The organism is Shewanella indica (assembly GCF_033842865.1).
Lineage (GTDB): Bacteria > Pseudomonadota > Gammaproteobacteria > Enterobacterales > Shewanellaceae > Shewanella > Shewanella indica.
Genome location: NZ_JAWXXR010000001.1, coordinates 988,852 through 1,004,873 on the forward strand (window position 1 = coordinate 988,852; position 16,022 = coordinate 1,004,873).

The 16,022-nt window shown below is 55.2% G+C and carries 12 protein-coding genes; 5 read left to right on the forward strand and 7 right to left on the reverse strand.

Features of this window, described 5'->3' with window-relative positions:
* Window positions 1-10: 10 nt before the first annotated feature.
* A complete protein-coding gene (locus SIL79_RS04565) occupies window positions 11-1,858 on the forward strand; it encodes a methyl-accepting chemotaxis protein (protein WP_215774385.1) in 1,848 nt (615 codons plus the stop codon).
* Window positions 1,859-1,940: 82 nt separating this feature from the next.
* Here the strand turns inward: SIL79_RS04565 and metF are convergent, their stop codons facing one another.
* Entirely contained in the window at window positions 1,941-2,831 is an 891-nt protein-coding gene (metF, locus tag SIL79_RS04570) for a methylenetetrahydrofolate reductase (protein WP_025887953.1), read from the reverse strand.
* A 1,377-nt stretch (window positions 2,832-4,208) separates the two neighbouring features.
* On the opposite strand from metF, the gene SIL79_RS04575 reads away from it, so the two are divergent.
* The gene (locus tag SIL79_RS04575) at window positions 4,209-4,349 is read left to right on the forward strand and encodes a hypothetical protein (RefSeq protein ID WP_160289558.1); all 141 of its coding nucleotides are present in this window, start codon (window positions 4,209-4,211) and stop codon (window positions 4,347-4,349) included.
* A gap of 576 nt (window positions 4,350-4,925) precedes the next feature.
* Window positions 4,926-5,066 (forward strand): hypothetical protein, encoded by a 141-nt coding sequence (locus SIL79_RS04580; RefSeq protein WP_319619014.1) that lies wholly within the window; start codon window positions 4,926-4,928, stop codon window positions 5,064-5,066.
* Window positions 5,067-5,455: 389 nt separating this feature from the next.
* Here the strand turns inward: SIL79_RS04580 and SIL79_RS04585 are convergent, their stop codons facing one another.
* Both SIL79_RS04585 and metB read right to left on the reverse strand, forming a co-directional pair.
* Window positions 5,456-7,855: a bifunctional aspartate kinase/homoserine dehydrogenase II gene (locus SIL79_RS04585; protein ID WP_162206482.1), complete on the reverse strand. Its 2,400-nt coding sequence runs from the start codon at window positions 7,853-7,855 to the stop codon at window positions 5,456-5,458.
* A 16-nt stretch (window positions 7,856-7,871) separates the two neighbouring features.
* Window positions 7,872-9,032, reverse strand: coding sequence for a cystathionine gamma-synthase (gene metB / locus SIL79_RS04590; RefSeq protein WP_319619015.1), 1,161 nt, complete (start codon window positions 9,030-9,032; stop codon window positions 7,872-7,874).
* 215 nt (window positions 9,033-9,247) lie between these two features.
* On the opposite strand from metB, the gene metJ reads away from it, so the two are divergent.
* Together metJ and SIL79_RS04600 are read left to right on the forward strand one after the other, a co-directional pair.
* The gene (metJ, locus tag SIL79_RS04595; RefSeq protein ID WP_039033538.1) at window positions 9,248-9,562 is read left to right on the forward strand and encodes a met regulon transcriptional regulator MetJ; all 315 of its coding nucleotides are present in this window, start codon (window positions 9,248-9,250) and stop codon (window positions 9,560-9,562) included.
* Window positions 9,563-9,637: 75 nt separating this feature from the next.
* Window positions 9,638-10,381, forward strand: coding sequence for a sulfite exporter TauE/SafE family protein (locus SIL79_RS04600; protein ID WP_101095731.1), 744 nt, complete (start codon window positions 9,638-9,640; stop codon window positions 10,379-10,381).
* A 7-nt stretch (window positions 10,382-10,388) separates the two neighbouring features.
* Here SIL79_RS04600 and traF read toward each other — a convergent pair whose 3' ends face one another.
* From traF to phsA, 4 genes are all read right to left on the reverse strand, one after another.
* A complete protein-coding gene (gene traF / locus SIL79_RS04605) occupies window positions 10,389-11,582 on the reverse strand; it encodes a conjugal transfer protein TraF (RefSeq protein ID WP_319619016.1) in 1,194 nt (397 codons plus the stop codon).
* A 156-nt stretch (window positions 11,583-11,738) separates the two neighbouring features.
* Entirely contained in the window at window positions 11,739-12,683 is a 945-nt protein-coding gene (nrfD, locus tag SIL79_RS04610; RefSeq protein WP_100144632.1) for an NrfD/PsrC family molybdoenzyme membrane anchor subunit, read from the reverse strand.
* A complete protein-coding gene (locus tag SIL79_RS04615; RefSeq protein ID WP_039033542.1) occupies window positions 12,680-13,252 on the reverse strand; it encodes a 4Fe-4S dicluster domain-containing protein in 573 nt (190 codons plus the stop codon). Before SIL79_RS04615 ends, nrfD begins: the two co-directional genes overlap by 4 nt.
* Window positions 13,253-13,264: 12 nt before the next feature.
* On the reverse strand, window positions 13,265-15,544 hold the full coding sequence (gene phsA / locus SIL79_RS04620) for a thiosulfate reductase PhsA (protein ID WP_071476791.1): 2,280 nt from the start codon (window positions 15,542-15,544) through the stop codon (window positions 13,265-13,267).
* Window positions 15,545-16,022 lie beyond the last annotated feature (478 nt).

The window sequence follows — 16,022 nt, forward strand, 5'->3', positions numbered from 1 at the left end:
ACTTATCGCCATGATGAGCTTTATCATGCCCTTGGTATTGTCGGAATTTTCCAGCCAAATTGATAATGCCGAGCAGCGTGAACTGCATAAGCTGTATCAAACCGCGATTGCTGAAATAGACTCTTCAGGCAGATTGGCCGAGGCATTGGCTACTGTGGTGGCCAATACCCCGGAAATGCAGCAGGAATTCGCCTTCGGCGACAGGGATTCACTCAACAACCGCAGCCAACAACTGTTTGTCCCGTTGAAACGGGATTTTGCCGTGCAGCAGTTTCAATTCCATCTGCCACCGGCCACCTCCTTCCTCAGGGTACATAAACCGGAAAAGTTCGGTGACGATCTCTCTGGGTTTCGCCAAACCGTAGTGCAGACCAACAACAGCAAGCAGCCGATAATGGGGCTCGAGAAAGGGGTGGCCGGCCTCGGGATCCGCGGCCTGGCTCCAATGACTTATCAGGGACAACACACAGGTTCGGTTGAGTTTGGCATGTCATTCGGTCAACCTTTCTTCGATGCCTTCAAACAGAATTATCAGGCCGAAATTGCCCTGCTGACACCTGACAGCAGCGGTTACCGCCGTTTTGGCGGAACCTTTGAAACCGCGGCTTTCAAAGACACGGCGCTGCTGCAAAAAGTACAACAGGGAAAAGCTGACAAGTCTTTGATAAGTTTGAATAGCAATAGTCATGTCCTCTACCTGCATCAGGTGACTGACTTTTCCGATAACCCCATTGGCGTACTGGCGATCGCCATGGATCGCAGCCACTCGGAAGCCAGCCTCTGGTATATCAAACTCAAGTTGGTGGCCATTGGTGCCATAGCGCTGTTGGCGGGCGCCGTTATCGCCTTCTTTATCGCCCGCAGCATCACCCGCCCTATCGCGCAAACCACCAGCGCCATGGAGGATATCGCTCAAGGGGAAGGCGACCTGACCAAGCGTATCGAAGTGAGCAGCAAGGATGAAATTGCCGATCTGGCACGGGCATTCAACCTGTTTGTCGCCAAAATCCAGCAAACTATTCAGCAGGTGACTCAAGCCACTGACTCACTGGCAACCTCAGCCGAAGAGATGTCCGGCATCACCAGCGACAGCCGCCACAGCGCCGAGCAGCAGCAAAGGGAAACCGAACAAGTGGCTACCGCCATGAACGAGATGGCCGCCACGGTTCAGGAGGTCGCCCAAAATGCCACAGTTGCCGCCGACTCGGCAGAGCAAGCCGATGCCGCCACAGATTCAGGTAAACAGGTGGTCAACAGTGTGGTTGAGCTGATGGCCGGGCTGGAGTCAGAGATCCGTGGCGCCGCGGCTGCTATCGACAAACTCGAGCAGGACAGTCAGGCGATAGACTCAGTGTTGGAAGTGATCCGCAATATTGCCGATCAGACCAACCTACTGGCACTCAATGCCGCCATTGAAGCAGCCAGGGCCGGCGAACAAGGACGGGGTTTTGCCGTGGTAGCCGATGAAGTACGCACCCTGGCGAGCCGCACTCAGGCATCGACAACCGAAATTCAGCATATGATTGAAACCCTGCAACAAGGGGCGCAGTCAGCCGTCGGTGTGATGCAAAGCAGTAATCAAACCATGGATAAGTGTGTCGCCGAAGTGCAAAACGCCGATGCGGCTCTCAATGAGATCCGCGCTGCAGTTTCCGCTATCACCCAGATGAATATCCAGATAGCCAGTGCCGCCAACGAGCAGTGCGCCGTCTCGGCCGAGATCAATCGCAATCTCAACAATATCAATGATGGCGTGGCTCAGGGCAGTGAAAGTGCCGCCCAGATAGCCGTCGCCGGTGAAGAACTGGCACAGCTATCGGTACGCCTCAAGCAGCTGATTGGCCAATTCAAGGTCTAATCCTTTCACTAAAAACCCACTAAAGACAAGCCCACCTATTGGTGGGCTTCGTTTTTATCCGCTTAGCAGTTATCAAAGGCCTTCACTTGCCGGGCCGTACTCCCAGCGTATGGCAGATGGCATAGGTAAGTTCGGCGCGGTTCAGGGTATAGAAGTGGAAATCTTTCACCCCTTCACGGGAAAGCACCTTAACCATGTCGATGGCCACGTTGGCACCCACCAGCGCCCGGGTACCGGGATCGTTATCCAAACCTTCAAACTGGCGGTGCAGCCATCCAGGCAAAGACACATTGGTCATGGCGGCAAAACGCTTGAGCTGGTTGAAGTTGCCCACAGGCAATATCCCGGGAACAATTTCCACATCGATGCCGGCGGCCACACAACGGTCGCGGAACCTGAGATAAGACTCCACATCGAAGAAAAACTGGGTGATGGCACGGCTGGCACCGGCCTCAATCTTGCGTTTCAAGTTGATAAGGTCAGCCTGGGCATTAGCCGCATCCGGGTGCACCTCTGGATAGGCGGCTACCGAAATATCAAAGTCGGCGACCGAGCGCAGCAAACGCACCAGATCCGAGGCGAAACGTGTCGGCTTGGGACTGCCTTCCGGCAGATCGCCTCGCAGCGCCACTATGTTCCGAATACCGCTGTTCCAGTAATGACGTGCCAACTCCAGTAACTCTTCATCACTGGCATCCACCAACGTCAGGTGCGGCGCCGCCACCAGCTCGGTTTCCTGCTGGATCCGCTCGATCACGCTGTGAGTGCGATCCCGCACCCCTGAGTTGGCACCATAGGTGACAGAAACAAACTTGGGATTCAGTGGCTCCAGGCGCTGAATTGAGTTCCACAATAAGGTTTCCATCTCAGGCGTTGAGGGCGGAAAGAACTCGAAAGAAACATTGATGTCGCCGTTGAGCTCAGACAAGCTCTGGTTCAGCGAGTGCGCATGTTGTGCGTGATGAAAAGCCATTGAAAATTCCCTCAACTATCTATCTGGACGTTTGGACGTCTATATGTCCACATACTAGAGAAACTGTCCTTGAAGTCAAGCCCAAAGATGGCTTCAAAGGTGTATTTATCTTAATCGGTATAAAAGCCACTAATGAGTGTTTCTGCAAAGCCTCGGTTTTACGCCTGGGGAGCGCTTTCGCACAAGCGATCCTGTGACACAACGAGTGTCGTATCGCGACATGCTTACGGGCGAAAGCCAGGGATGGCGAACTGGCCTTTGTGCATGGATGCACTTGCTCCACGACTTTAGGCCGCTGGCACAGCGGCTAGCATTGCTTTCAGCTCAAAATAGCCAAATAAAATAGGTTGGACTTCCAGCAACGGATGTATCCCATTGCCTGCCGCAGGCTTATGCACAGGCGATCCTGTGACATGGCGAGAGTTGCGCAGCAACATGCTTTCGAGCGCGAGCCAGGGACGGTGAGCTGGCCGTTAAACAGGGACGTTGTTGTGAATACGTCCTTGTAGCCTCGACGAAAACGTCCCTGTTTTCGACGGTCACAGTTCCGCCTGTGCCTGGAAATAGGCATATATCTGCAGCTTAAAACAACTCTGTGTGGAAAGAATTGCACCAATTCTCCCTTCGGAGCCGCCGCTGGCGTTGTTGCAAATTGGCGTAGCCGAGACAGGGATGTCGAGGCTCGAAGGTCGAGCAGGGCGAATGTTGCTAGGCAACAAGCTTATGAGCGCGAGCCAAGGAAGGCGAGCTGGCCGTTATGCATGGATGCATTTGGCGAGTCCTGAGTGTAGCCAATTTGCTTCATAAGCCAGTGGGGATTTCGGCTACGTCGGGGTGTCCTTGGGGATGCAAGGGCTTTGGACAAGCAAAGCCCCTTGCCCGGTGTGGTTTGGCGAGTGTCGCGTAGCGACTGGCTACGAGCGAGAGCCAGGGATGGCGAACTGGCCTTTGTGCATGGATGCATTTGCTCCACGACTTTAGGCCGCTGGCACAGCGGCTATCATAGCTTCTAGCTAAAAGTTACTAATTAGTATTGGCAGGGCCTCCGGCAACGGATGTTTCTCATTGCCTGCCGCAGGCTTATGCACAGGCGATCCTGTGACTCGCTGCGAGTACATCCCTGTAAGCTCTGCCTCGCCATCCCTGGCTCGGAAAGTCACAGTCTCACCTGTGCCTGGGAAATAGGCGTATGTCTGCAAATCGCTCAAATATTTCAAGCTGCTCAGGACTAACAGAGTTGCACCTATTCCCCCTCGGTGTCGCCGAAAGCCGTTGGCGCAAATAACGTGGCTGAGGGCGAATGCTCGCCGGTGGCGAGTGTGCTTATGAGCGCGAGCCAAGGAAGGCGAGCTGGCCTTTATCCATGGAAGGATTTGGATGCCGAAGCAGCGACAGTCGAATCAGGGGCGAGTGTCGCCTAGCGACGAGCTCACGAGCGCGAGACAGGATGTTGAGCTGGATAAGAGTCACATGGATGTGACTCTGAGCGTCTGGCGCGATAGCGAATTGGCATCATAAGCACAAGGGGTTTTCCGCTGCGTCGCGGGTCGCTGGGGGTTTGGAAAGGGGGCGAGTCGATACAGCCCCCTTTCCTCGGGTGTGGGGCGGCGAGTGTCGTCTAGCGACAAGCTAACGAGCGAGAGCCAGGGATGGCGAACTGGCCTTTGTGCATGGATGCATTTGCTCCACGACTTTACGCCGCTGGCACAGCGGCTATCATAGCTTCCAGCTAAGAGTATCTAAGTTAGTATTGGCCGAGCTTCCGGCGACGGATGTTACTCATTGCCTGCCGCAGGCTTATGCACAGGCGATCCTGTGACTCGCTGCGAGTACATCCCTGTAAGCTCTGCCTCGCCATCCCTGGCTCGGAAGGTCACAGTTCCGCCTGTGCCTGGAAAATAGGCGTATGTCTGCAAATCGCTCAAATATTTCAAGCTGCTCAGGACTAACAGAGTTGCACCTATTCCCCCTCGGTGTCGCCGAAAGCCGTTGGCGCAAATAACGTGGCTGAGGGCGAATGCTCGCCGGTGGCGAGTGTGCTTATGAGCGCGAGCCAAGGAAGGCGAGCTGGCCTTTATCCATGGAAGGATTTGGATGCTGACGCAGCGCCAGTCGAATCAGGGGCGAGTGTCGCCTAGCGACGAGCTAACGAGCGCGAAACAGGATGTTGAACTGGGCCAGAGTCACATGGATGTGACTCTGAGCGTCTGGCGCGATAGCGAATTGGCATCATAAGCACAAGGGGTTTTCCGCTGCGTCGCGGGTCGCTAGGGGTTTGGAAAGGGGGCGAGTCGATACAGCCCCCTTTCCTCGGGTGTGGGGCGGCGAGAGTTGCGTAACAACGTGCTTTCGAGCGAAAGCCAGGGATGGCGAACTGGCCTTTGTGCATGGATGCATTTGCTCCACGACTTTATGCCGCTGGCACAGCGGCTAGCATGGCTTTAAGCCAAAACTCACCAATAAACTTGATCTCAGCTTCCAGCTAAACCGCAAGCCCATCACCTGCGGTGCGGATAGGCTGAAAGCTCGAATACCGTGAAGGACAGGACGTCCGAGAACGGCCTCTAACACAGGCTTTCCTAGCCAGGAGTCAACCAACTTCAAACATGACGCTAATACCAACCCTACTCCTGCAGCAGATCGCGACAGATCTGCACCAGATCCGACTGTACTGCCGCGGCAGTCACTTCCCTACCGGCACCTGGGCCGCGAATGATCAGCGGATTACCCTGGTAGAAGGCTGAGCGGATGACAAACACATTATCTCCCGGGGTCAGGTTAGCGTATGGATGTTGACGCTCGACCCACTGCAGAGAGACTTCGGCGTTAACCTGGCCATCTTGCTGCTCCAGTGACGCCACATAGCGCAGCACCTTGTTTTGCTCGGCCGCGGCGGCAAACTGCTGCGCGAGAGTGGCATCCAATTCGGTGATCCGCTGCAAAAACTCATCCAGCGGAATATCGGCCAGCGCCTCAGGCACCAGTGAGCTTAAGCGAATATCCTCAAGCTCCAGTTCCAGACCTATTTCACGAGCCAATATCAACAACTTGCGCTGCATGTCACGCCCGGAAAGATCGTCCCTGGGATCCGGCTCTGTGATCCCCAGCTCTTTGGCCTGCAACACCAACTCGGAGAAAGGTTTGATGCCATCGAAATGCTCAAACAGCCAGCAGAGCGTGCCGGAAAAGATACCGCCGACAGCCTCTACCCTGTCGCCGCTGTTGTGCAAATCATTGAGCGCGTGCTGCACCGGCAGCCCGGCGCCGCAACTGGCGTTGTAACGCCAGAACAGTCGGCGGTTACCCAACTGCTGTTTCAGCTCGCGGTAGAAAGGCAATGGCCCGGAGCCAGCCAACTTGTTGGCACTGACCATATGAATGCCACGGGCAAAAAACTCAGGATACTCTAGTGTCAGTCCAGCGCTGGCACTGATATCCAGCGCTACCAGTTCATCGGCTTGCAGCAACGCAAGCTGTTCGAACAGATGTTCATACTGCCAAGGGGTAGCTTCGGCTTCAAACCTTGCCTGCCAGTCATCCCCAAAGATCCCCTCATTGCAGATCCAGGCGCGGCTCGAACTCGCCAAGCCCAGGAGTTCAACACTGGCCTCCAGCTCACGTTTGAGGCCGTCGCGGGCTCGGCCAAACAACTCCACCCAGGCTTCGCCTATGTTACCCACACCCAGCAGAATAACGCCTATGCGTTTGCGGGGGCCGGCGCAGCGCCTGTGCACCTTCTGGGTCAGCAGGTTCACCTGCGATTTGGGTACCAGGGTGACCAGGCTGAGTTGGTCCTGGTACAGAGGCCGCGCTTCACGGCTCAGCAAACGGGCAAAGCTGCGACGATAACTGCCGGCGCCACTGCTTACCAGCGCCACCAGTCCATGCTCTCTGTCCTCGGTAATGCTTTGAATTTTGAGCTCGGATGTCTGCGCTTCCAGTAACTGCCAGACTTGGCGGGATAATTCGGGAGTAAAGGCCAGCTCAAGTTTGTGTTGTCCCTGAGACCAGTAAGCCAGCGGGTTCAAACCCGCCTCATTGAGTGCATCGAGCGTCTGAGTCTGAGCCCGGCTGCCATTGAGCTCCAGGCTCAAGAGGGACACCTGATTAAGATTGGTCACCACAGGGGCGCTTGCAGCATCACTCTTGGGGGCTATCAGGGTAAAGTCGGTATGCGAGGCGTAGCTCGAACGCACCGCCAGGCTGACCTCGGTATCAAACAGCGGCTGCAACGTACGGCAATGCAGTACCGGGGAGCCGAGCCGCGCCAGGCGGTCGGCCTCAGCCAGCGACATGCTGCTCAGCAGTTTGGCATCGGCAATCTTGTTGGGATCGGCATTGAATACCCCTTCGACATCTGTCCAGATAGTCACCCTGTCGATATCGGCCAGGCTGGCTATCAGGGTGGCACTGAAGTCGGAGCCGTTGCGACCGAGCAGCAGAGTTTCCCCTTGGCTATTGGCGCAGATAAAGCCGGTGATCACCAGACGCTCATCGGGATGCTCGGCCAGCAGCCGCTGCACCCTTTCGCGGGACTCATCTAGGCGAATCCTGGGCACTGCGCCCTCATCGGCAATCAACAAACTGCGGGCATCCACATGGGAAGCGGCAACACCGGACTCCCGCAGCAGCGCCGCCATCAGTCTGGCCGACCAGCGTTCACCGAAACCCACCACCTGATTGCATTGGTATTCGCTGAGTTCAGGCAAGGACAATAAACTGGCCAGTTGCGCCTTATCTGTAGACAGACGCTCCCGCAGTTGACGTGCCTGTTCATTACCCAGCAGCTGTTCAATCAGATTCTGCTGATAACCGACAAGCTCCTGTAGCTCCTCCTGCCACAGAGCGCCCGACTCCTTCAGGGTCAACAGTTTATAGAGAAAATTGGTACTCTTGCCGGCGGCGGAAACCACTACAAGATCATCGGCATGACCATGGGTCAGCAAAATATGGGCGACCCGTCGGTAGCAATCGGCATCGGCGAGACTGGAACCGCCAAACTTATGTAGGTGACAACGTGCCATCTCAAGCTCCTTCAATTCAACAGTTTGCGGCTGCCGCCAATCCGGCGGCGATATCGTCCAGCAGATCCCGGCCATCTTCTATGCCCACAGACAAGCGAATAAGCGTGTCTTTAATACCGGCTTCGGCGCGAGCCTCACTCGCCATGGCTCTGTGGGTCATGGTGGCGGGCACCGCCACCAGGCTCTCAACTCCTCCCAGGCTCTCGGCCACGGAAAACAGCTTGAGCGCGCCGAGGAAGGCAACCACCTGCGCTTCATCACCCTTGAGTTCAAAACTCAGCATAGCGCCAAAGCCACTCTGCTGCCTGGCGGCAATCTCATGGCCTGGGTGGCTCTTAAGCCCCGGATAATAAACTTTGTCGACCACCGGGCTCTGACTCAGCAGCGCCACTATGCGCTCGGCATTGGCCTGATGCTCGCGGATCCTCAGCGCCAGAGTACGCAGGCCACGCAGGGTCAGGTAGCTGTCGAAGGCGCCTCCGCTCAGTCCAAGCGTGTTGGACCACCAGTGCAGCTGCTCTGCCAATTCGGGATCTTTGGCTACTACGGCACCGCCCACCACATCGCTGTGGCCATTGATATATTTAGTGGTCGAGTGCACCACTATGTCGGCCCCCAACAGCAAAGGCTGTTGCAGCGCCGGCGATAAAAAGGTGTTGTCAGCCACCACCAATGCATCCTGCTGGTGAGCTGCCTCGGCAATGGCGGCAATATCCACTACCCGCAGCAGTGGATTGGATGGCGTCTCGAGCCACACCATGCGCGGCTTTTGCGCCAGGGCAGCGGCAAGAGCTTGCGGGTCGGTTTGATCCAGCACCTGCAAGCGAAACTGGCCCTTGGCCGCCAGATGGGTGAACAGCCTATAGCTACCGCCATAACAGTCATGGGGCACCAACAAGAGGTCATCCGGCCCCAGCAGGTTGACCACCAGAGTAATGGCCGCCATGCCGGTCGCTGTGATTGCCGCACTGCAGCCCTGTTCAAGCTCCCCCAAAGCATCTCCCAGAATGGAGCGGGTAGGATTACCCGAGCGGCTATAATCATAGGATCTTGGCTGGGTGTGGCCCTCAAAGGCATAGTTGGTCGACAGATAGATGGGTGGCACCACGGCCCCGTGCTGGCTGTCTGATTCGATGCCCTGCCGGACCGCTGTGGTTGCTAATCGCCGCTCTGTCATAATCGACTCCTGAATGCTGAGGCTCGACACCATAAAGATGTCTGGACGTCTAAATCTAACCAATGACCATCCGGCCGTCAATAGGCATCAAGACGTTTGGACGTCCAAATGTATGGATTTCTGTTCATATTGCACAGATTTTGCAGGCAATCATTTGACTGTATCCTGTAAGGGTTTAAAATCTGCTGCGAATTAGTGAGATCACAGGTGAATCAATGACTGAATGGAATGGCGAATACATCAGCCCTTATGCCGAACACGGCAAGAAGAATGAGCAAGTGAAAAAAATCACTGTCTCTATTCCGTTGAAGGTACTGAAAGTATTGACCGATGAGCGCACCCGGCGCCAGGTAAACAACCTGCGGCACGCCACAAACAGCGAACTGTTGTGCGAAGCCTTCCTGCATGCCTATACCGGCCAGCCACTGCCCAATGATGAGGATTTGTCCAAAGACAAACCAGACAGCATCCCGGAAGAAGCCAAACGCATGATGGATGCCATGGGCATTGAATGGGAAGACATGGAATAAGTGTCTTATTCCTCTGAATTATCTTATTGTTGAACAAGGATCGCTGCGCGATCCTTTTCTTTTGGGAGCTTGCGAATGCTGTCATTGATAGATCCCGTCACCCTGTTGCTGGCATCCCTGATCATATTTACCGGCGCCCTGACCCAGTCGCTGATAGGCTTTGGCCTAGCCGTGGTAGCTACACCTTTGCTGTATATCGTCGATCCGGAACTGGTTCCCGCTCCTGTTATCGCCATGGGGTTTTCCATCGCCCTGCTGACACTGGTACGCGAGCGCGGTCACCTGGAATTCAACGGCTTGCAATATGCCTTGCTGGGACGGCTCCCCGGCGGCCTGATTGGCGCCACCCTGTTGTTGCTGGCGCCGCAACCGATTATGGGCTTGACCATAGCCCTGATTGTGGCCGTGGCCGTATTTCTCAGCTTCAGAAAGTACAGTATCAAAATCAACCGCCTAAGCTTGTTTATCGCCGGGATCTTTTCCGGGATCTTCGGCACCGTGGCCGCCATAGGTGGGCCACCTATGGCCCTGCTGCTGGCGGGAAAAGACGCCAGTCAGTTCCGCGCAGCGCTGTCGGCCTTCTTTATCTTCAGCTCATTGATAGCCTTGATCATTCTCGGCTGTTTTGGCCTCCTGACCCTGAGACACCTATGGCTGTCGCTGTTGCTACTGCCTTCGGTATTTCTCGGTTTTCTGGTGGCTGGCCGTTTGGTGGGCAGGGTAGATAAAGAGAAGACCCGAGTCCTGACGCTGGCACTGTGCGCCCTGAGCGCCCTGCTGCTGACCATCAAATCAACTCTGGCGCTCATCAACGGTTAAATCGCTGTTAGAAGTGATAGCTGGTTTGCAGCACGCCACCTATGGCATCGTCACTGCCAAACATGCCGGTGAGATCCAGCCGGAAGCTGTTGCCTATGGCAAAACCTGTCCCCAGAGAGTAGAGATCGGCGCTGTGATCATTGAGATCCTGGCGATAACCGAGCCGTAAAGCAACCCAGTCAGCAGGCCGGTATTCGCCACCTAAACGCCAATAGCGGCTGCCCTCAAGCTCGGCAAACTTGTCGTTGTCGGTAAGGTCCAAGTCGCTGCTGAGCGAAAAGGCCGCCCAGTCATAGGCCACCCCGGCGGTAACCATAGGTTTCACCTGATAGGTAAGCTGCACGCCGCCAGCCTCTATGCTGCTTAAGTCCCGCTCGATAAGATTACGTCCGCTGACACCGATAACCAAACCATCCAATGGCTGAAATGCCAGGCCGATATCCAGATTAAAGCCTGTGTCATCACTGCGATAATCATCATCATTGAAATCATCGGCATCGAAGTTGTTGGCGCTGACAGCATAGTTAAAACTATCCAACCGTTGCAGCTTGGGGGTGACTCCCACTGTCACCGGCATATTGACGATAGATAGCGGATAGCTCACGGCCACTCCGAGCTCGGAAACCGCCCCGGCCACTACCCGCCCCTGGGAGGTCAAATCTTGGATTTCCGGCGGGTTATTGGGGTCCAGATTATCCAGGGCATCAATATCCGCAGCGGCGATTTCGGCAATCCCCAAGGCATCGAGATAACTCTTGAATACAAAGGCATAGCTAAAACCATCCGAAGGCATGACCAACGCCATATTGATACCGGCACTGACATAGGCGCTGTTGCCCTGCAGCGATTGCAAGTCACCACTGAGGCGCTTGCGGTAGTCATCGATAGCCGCTGTGTCGGCGGCGTCTATGGCATTGACCAGAGCGTCATAGTTATCCTGCAAGGCATCAAACTTATCGATCATCTGATCTTTATCGGCGCCATCGGCGCCTATGGTAGGAATGAGTAAACTGAAGTCACTGCTGCGGCGCGAGGGCAAAGCCAGCAGCGCCGGATTGGAAAAGGCCGCCGCCTCACGATTACCGGCCGCCACGGCAACGCCGCCCATGGCATCGGCGCGGGCCTCATAAACATCCTGCCCAGCCAGCGCCAGCGTGCTGGCAAGCCCCGTGGTAAGCAGTGTCAACAGACTCAGTTTCATCTCATCCCCCTCTTGCTTTTATCTGTAACCAGACGCAAGACGTTAGTTACATGGGTTAAAGATAGTCCAGATCTCAGTGGCACAATGGTATCAAGATACAAAAAAAGCCCGTATCAAATAATACGGGCTGAGGCAAAACAGGTTCAGAGGTGCTTGTTAACCAAGATAGCTCTGACCTGCATAGAGAATGAAGTGTCTAAGTGCCAGCACCCCGGTCAGGCTGCAGCAGGCTACCGCCAGCATGGCGCCCTTGGTGTGGCGGGTACTCGCCGGCAGCAACAACATGGAAAGCAGCGGGATACCAAAACCTATACCCACAACCCCAATCCAGAACACGCTGGCCCAAACGCCGCTTGTCAGTGATGCCAGCGCTGCCGCCGCTGCACCGCCCTTGAAGTAGAGCGCGCAGAACAGCATGAACAGGAACAGGATCTCTGCCGCCATTATGGGCAGTTCCAGGCCGTGCATCCGTCCCAGCTGCGGGCAGTGCTTGTCTGTCTTGAACAGCAGCAGCGCCACTACCGCATTGGCGGCCGCACCGGCCGACAAGCCGGACACCAGGAACAGCGCCGGTAATACGGCAGTGTTCAGCATGGGGTAGGCGTTCATGGCGGAGATCAGGAAGCCTGTGTAAGCACCCACGACAATCGCCAGCACAAACAGCAGTACTTCCATAGTCTTGCGAAGGCCAGTCAGTGATTCTGCAATCCCTTTAAGGAAGCCCAGACCCCAGTTACCGAGATCATCTTTCAGCACGACCAGCGCATAGGCAAAGGTCAGCGGAATATAGGCCAGCAGCGCCAACACCCCGATGGACATCACGGAGGTCAGGTTGTAGTTGATCAGGATCAGCCAGAAGTGGAACGGTTTGGTCAGGTCGAATACCAGACACACCATCCCCAGACAGATGGCCACGGGTGCTATCAAGGCTGCCGCCTTGAGAAGGCCGCTATCCCCCTCTGTCTTGTTTTGTACCCAACGCAGCCCGATCCCAATCAGCAGACTGCCCGCCGATAACCCAGCCAAGAAGAGGTAAACCGCTATGACCCAGTTCCAGGTTACAGGGTCGTATTGTGTCATATCGCCCCAAGTATTGTTCATGATTGGATCCCCCCTCTCTTGACAGGAATACGGTAGATTCTGGGTTTAGTACCCAGATGGGTCTTGTCCTGATAAGTCACGCGGGTGTTGAGCAGAGTCGCCACCTCGCTGCCGGCCTCGTTGGCATCACCAAACACCAGGGCATCGGTAGGACACACAGTCACACAGGCGGGTTGTTCGCCGCGTGCCAGACGTGTGTCCTTACAGAAGTTGCACTTGTCGGCCACCTTGGTTTCCGGGTTCATAAAGCGTACTTTGTAGGGACAAGCCGCCACACAGTACATACAGCCGACACATTTCTCTGCCTTGATGGAAATAATGCCGTCCTCGCCCACATAAGCCGCCCCGGTAGGACAGACCTTGACGCAAGGGGCATCTTCACACTGCTGACAGGACACCCTGTGATACTTGAAGTGCAGATGCGGCGCATCACCGAATGGGCCTTCTACCCGTACCTGCAGGCGGGTTACGCTCTCAGGTACACCGTTTTCGCTGCGGCAGGCGACGTTACAGGCCTGACAGCCGATGCACTTATTCTCGTCGTGCACCATCACATATCTTTTAGTCATCTTCGCCTCCCCTTATGCCTTTTCCAGCTTCACACCTGTGGTGTGTACGTTCATACCGCACACAGGTGCAGTCACGTTGGGCAGCAGGTTGCCGCAGTGCACGCCCTTACCGGTCGCCCGTGCCAGCTCCTTGTTCTTGGAACCAAAGCCCATATAGGCGAACACAGTGTCGGGACGTATGCCCTTGGTCACCAGCGCATGACCCTCTTCACTGCCGACACTGGAAGTGAGACGAATGGCGTCCCCATTCTCAATGCCATGCTTGGCGGCAGTGTCAGGGTGGATCCAGACGGCGTTATCGGACATCAGGTTAGCCAGCATAGGCACATTGTGGGTCGCACCATTGGTATGCACTGCCACCTTACCCTGGATAAAGTAGAGCTCGTCCGGTTGCTTCAGGGTCACTTCGCGATAGGCGATAGTGCCACGGCCAGGCGCCATGTCTTCTACCTTGGCGGAGGTCAGTTCAATCTTGCCGCTGGGGGTCTTGAACTTGAGCGCGCTACCATAAGTACCATCTTCATCCATGCCCCTGGCGTTGGGGTAGGCGGCGACAAAGTCGGCCACCATCTTGGGTTCACGCAGCATCAGCGGCTTGCCATAGCTGACAAAGCCCTTGTCCTTGATGTGCTGCAACAGCTGGGCGTCTTTATTCACCTGCAGGAATTGCAGGGTTTCCATGTTTTCCCAGGGATAGTACTGCTCCAGGCCCATCTCTATGCCCAGTTCACGGAAAATTTGCCAGGAAGGCTTGGCATCGCCAATCACATCTACCACTTGCTGACGCAGGTAGTAGGCCGGGTTCTTGCCGGACTTGTCGGCGACCTCTTCATCCCGCTCCAGGTAAGTACACTCGGGCAGTATGATGTCGGCCCAGGCGGCGGTTTCACTGATGTAAACATCACAGGAAACCACAAACTCCAACTTCTTCAGACTTTCAACCACCTTGGCACGGTCGGTCATGGTCTGCATAGGGTTGGTACGGCTCATAACCCAGGCCCGCAGTTGGTAAGGCTTGGCTTCCAGAGTTGCATCTATGATTGACTGATAGATACCACCACCGGACCAGGCCATAGCAAACTGCTCATCCATCTGGTCGATGCGTTTGGCTTGCGGCTTGGGCAGTTTAACGCCTGGCTTACCCAGCTCAGGAGCCACAAGCTCACCGGCAAACTTGTTGTAGCCACCGGCCTTCTTGCCCATGTAGAGGCCACCCTTACGCTCCAGGTTGCCGATCAGCACGTTGGCGGCATACAGCGCCCGGCGCATATCGAACTCTTCCGGAGTGAAGGTAGATCTGTGGCCAAAGTCGACCACGGCATGAGGCGCTGCAGCAGCGTACTCGTGAGCAATACGGCGGATGTCGGCGGCAGGCACGTCGGAAATTGTCTCGGCCCACTCAGGGGTATAAGCCTTGACCTCGGCGGCAAACTCTTCAAAACCCACAACATAGCGCTCAATAAAGGCCTTGTCATAGAGGTTGTCGGCAATCAACACATGGCACAGCGCCAGGGCTACGGCCACATCCGAACCGGGACGAATGGCATACCACTCATCGGCCTTGTCGGCCACCACAGAGAACCTGGGTTCAAACACCACCAACTTGGCGCCTTTGTCAGCCTGGGCCTTCATCATTCCCCGGGTTTCGGACATATTGATCCCCTCATAGAGGTTATGACCGAAGTTGATGATGTACTTGGAGTTGGAGAGATCCCGCTTCACCTTGGTACCGAACATCGCCTTGGCGGCAACCACATAACCGCCCGGGCAAGTGGTGTTATGGGTAAAGGAGTTGGGGCTGCCGTAAGCCTGACCCAAATAGAACAGATGTCCGGACAGCGAACCTGACTTGGAGGAAAATGCCACGGCTTCAGGACCATGGTCGGCCTTGATTTGATTCAGCTTGGTGGCGATGGTTTGATAGGCTTCCTGCCAGCTGATTTCGGCCCACTTGCCTTCGCCGCGCTCACCGACGCGCTTGAGTGGTTTGACAATCCTTTGTGGATCGTACAATAAACTGAGGCCGGCGCCGCCACGGGCACAGACCTTACCGCCGAATGATTTGGCTTCTTTGTTGCCAGAAATAAAGACGTTTTTGCCGTCGATTATCCGCGCCGAAATCGGGCAACGGGTCGAACACATCTCACACATACTGGCAACTTCAGTGGCACTGCCGGTCAGAGGGCTGCGCCCCAAAGCCGCCAGCGAACCGGGCAGAACTCCGGCCAGGGCACAGGTTGCCCCTCCGGCTCCAGCCCCTTTCAGAAAGGTGCGCCTATCAAGCTCTATCATGGTTTACCTCCATCCTCTCCCCTCGGGGAAAGGTCGCTCACACAGGTTATTGTTTGAATGGGATTCCGCTTGACTACAGCGGCTTAAGCTCATTGTTTACCCATTAAATTCCTGTGGGTATTGTGGTAAACCACATAGGGGGAGTGAGTGTGATCCAGCCCCCGCAAAGATGCCGGAAAGGACATGAAAGTGTGAGGGTAATCCAGCCTCTAGCCGTTAAAAAAAAGCCATTACAGGCACCAAACTGATTAACAAAAACCACTTTAGAGATAACAAATATTCACAATTGTTAAGCCGATCACGCTCATAAAATCAGCCAAAACAACAGTGATGATTTCTGTTCAAAAAATAAAAACACAATAAAATTAAATGATTAAAAACAAAAACATCATCTCAATTAGATTTATTTCAATGATATTTTTATCAATTAGATTGTTTTCATGAAAGTGATCCAGTTCAAAGCTGACGCACCTCAGGA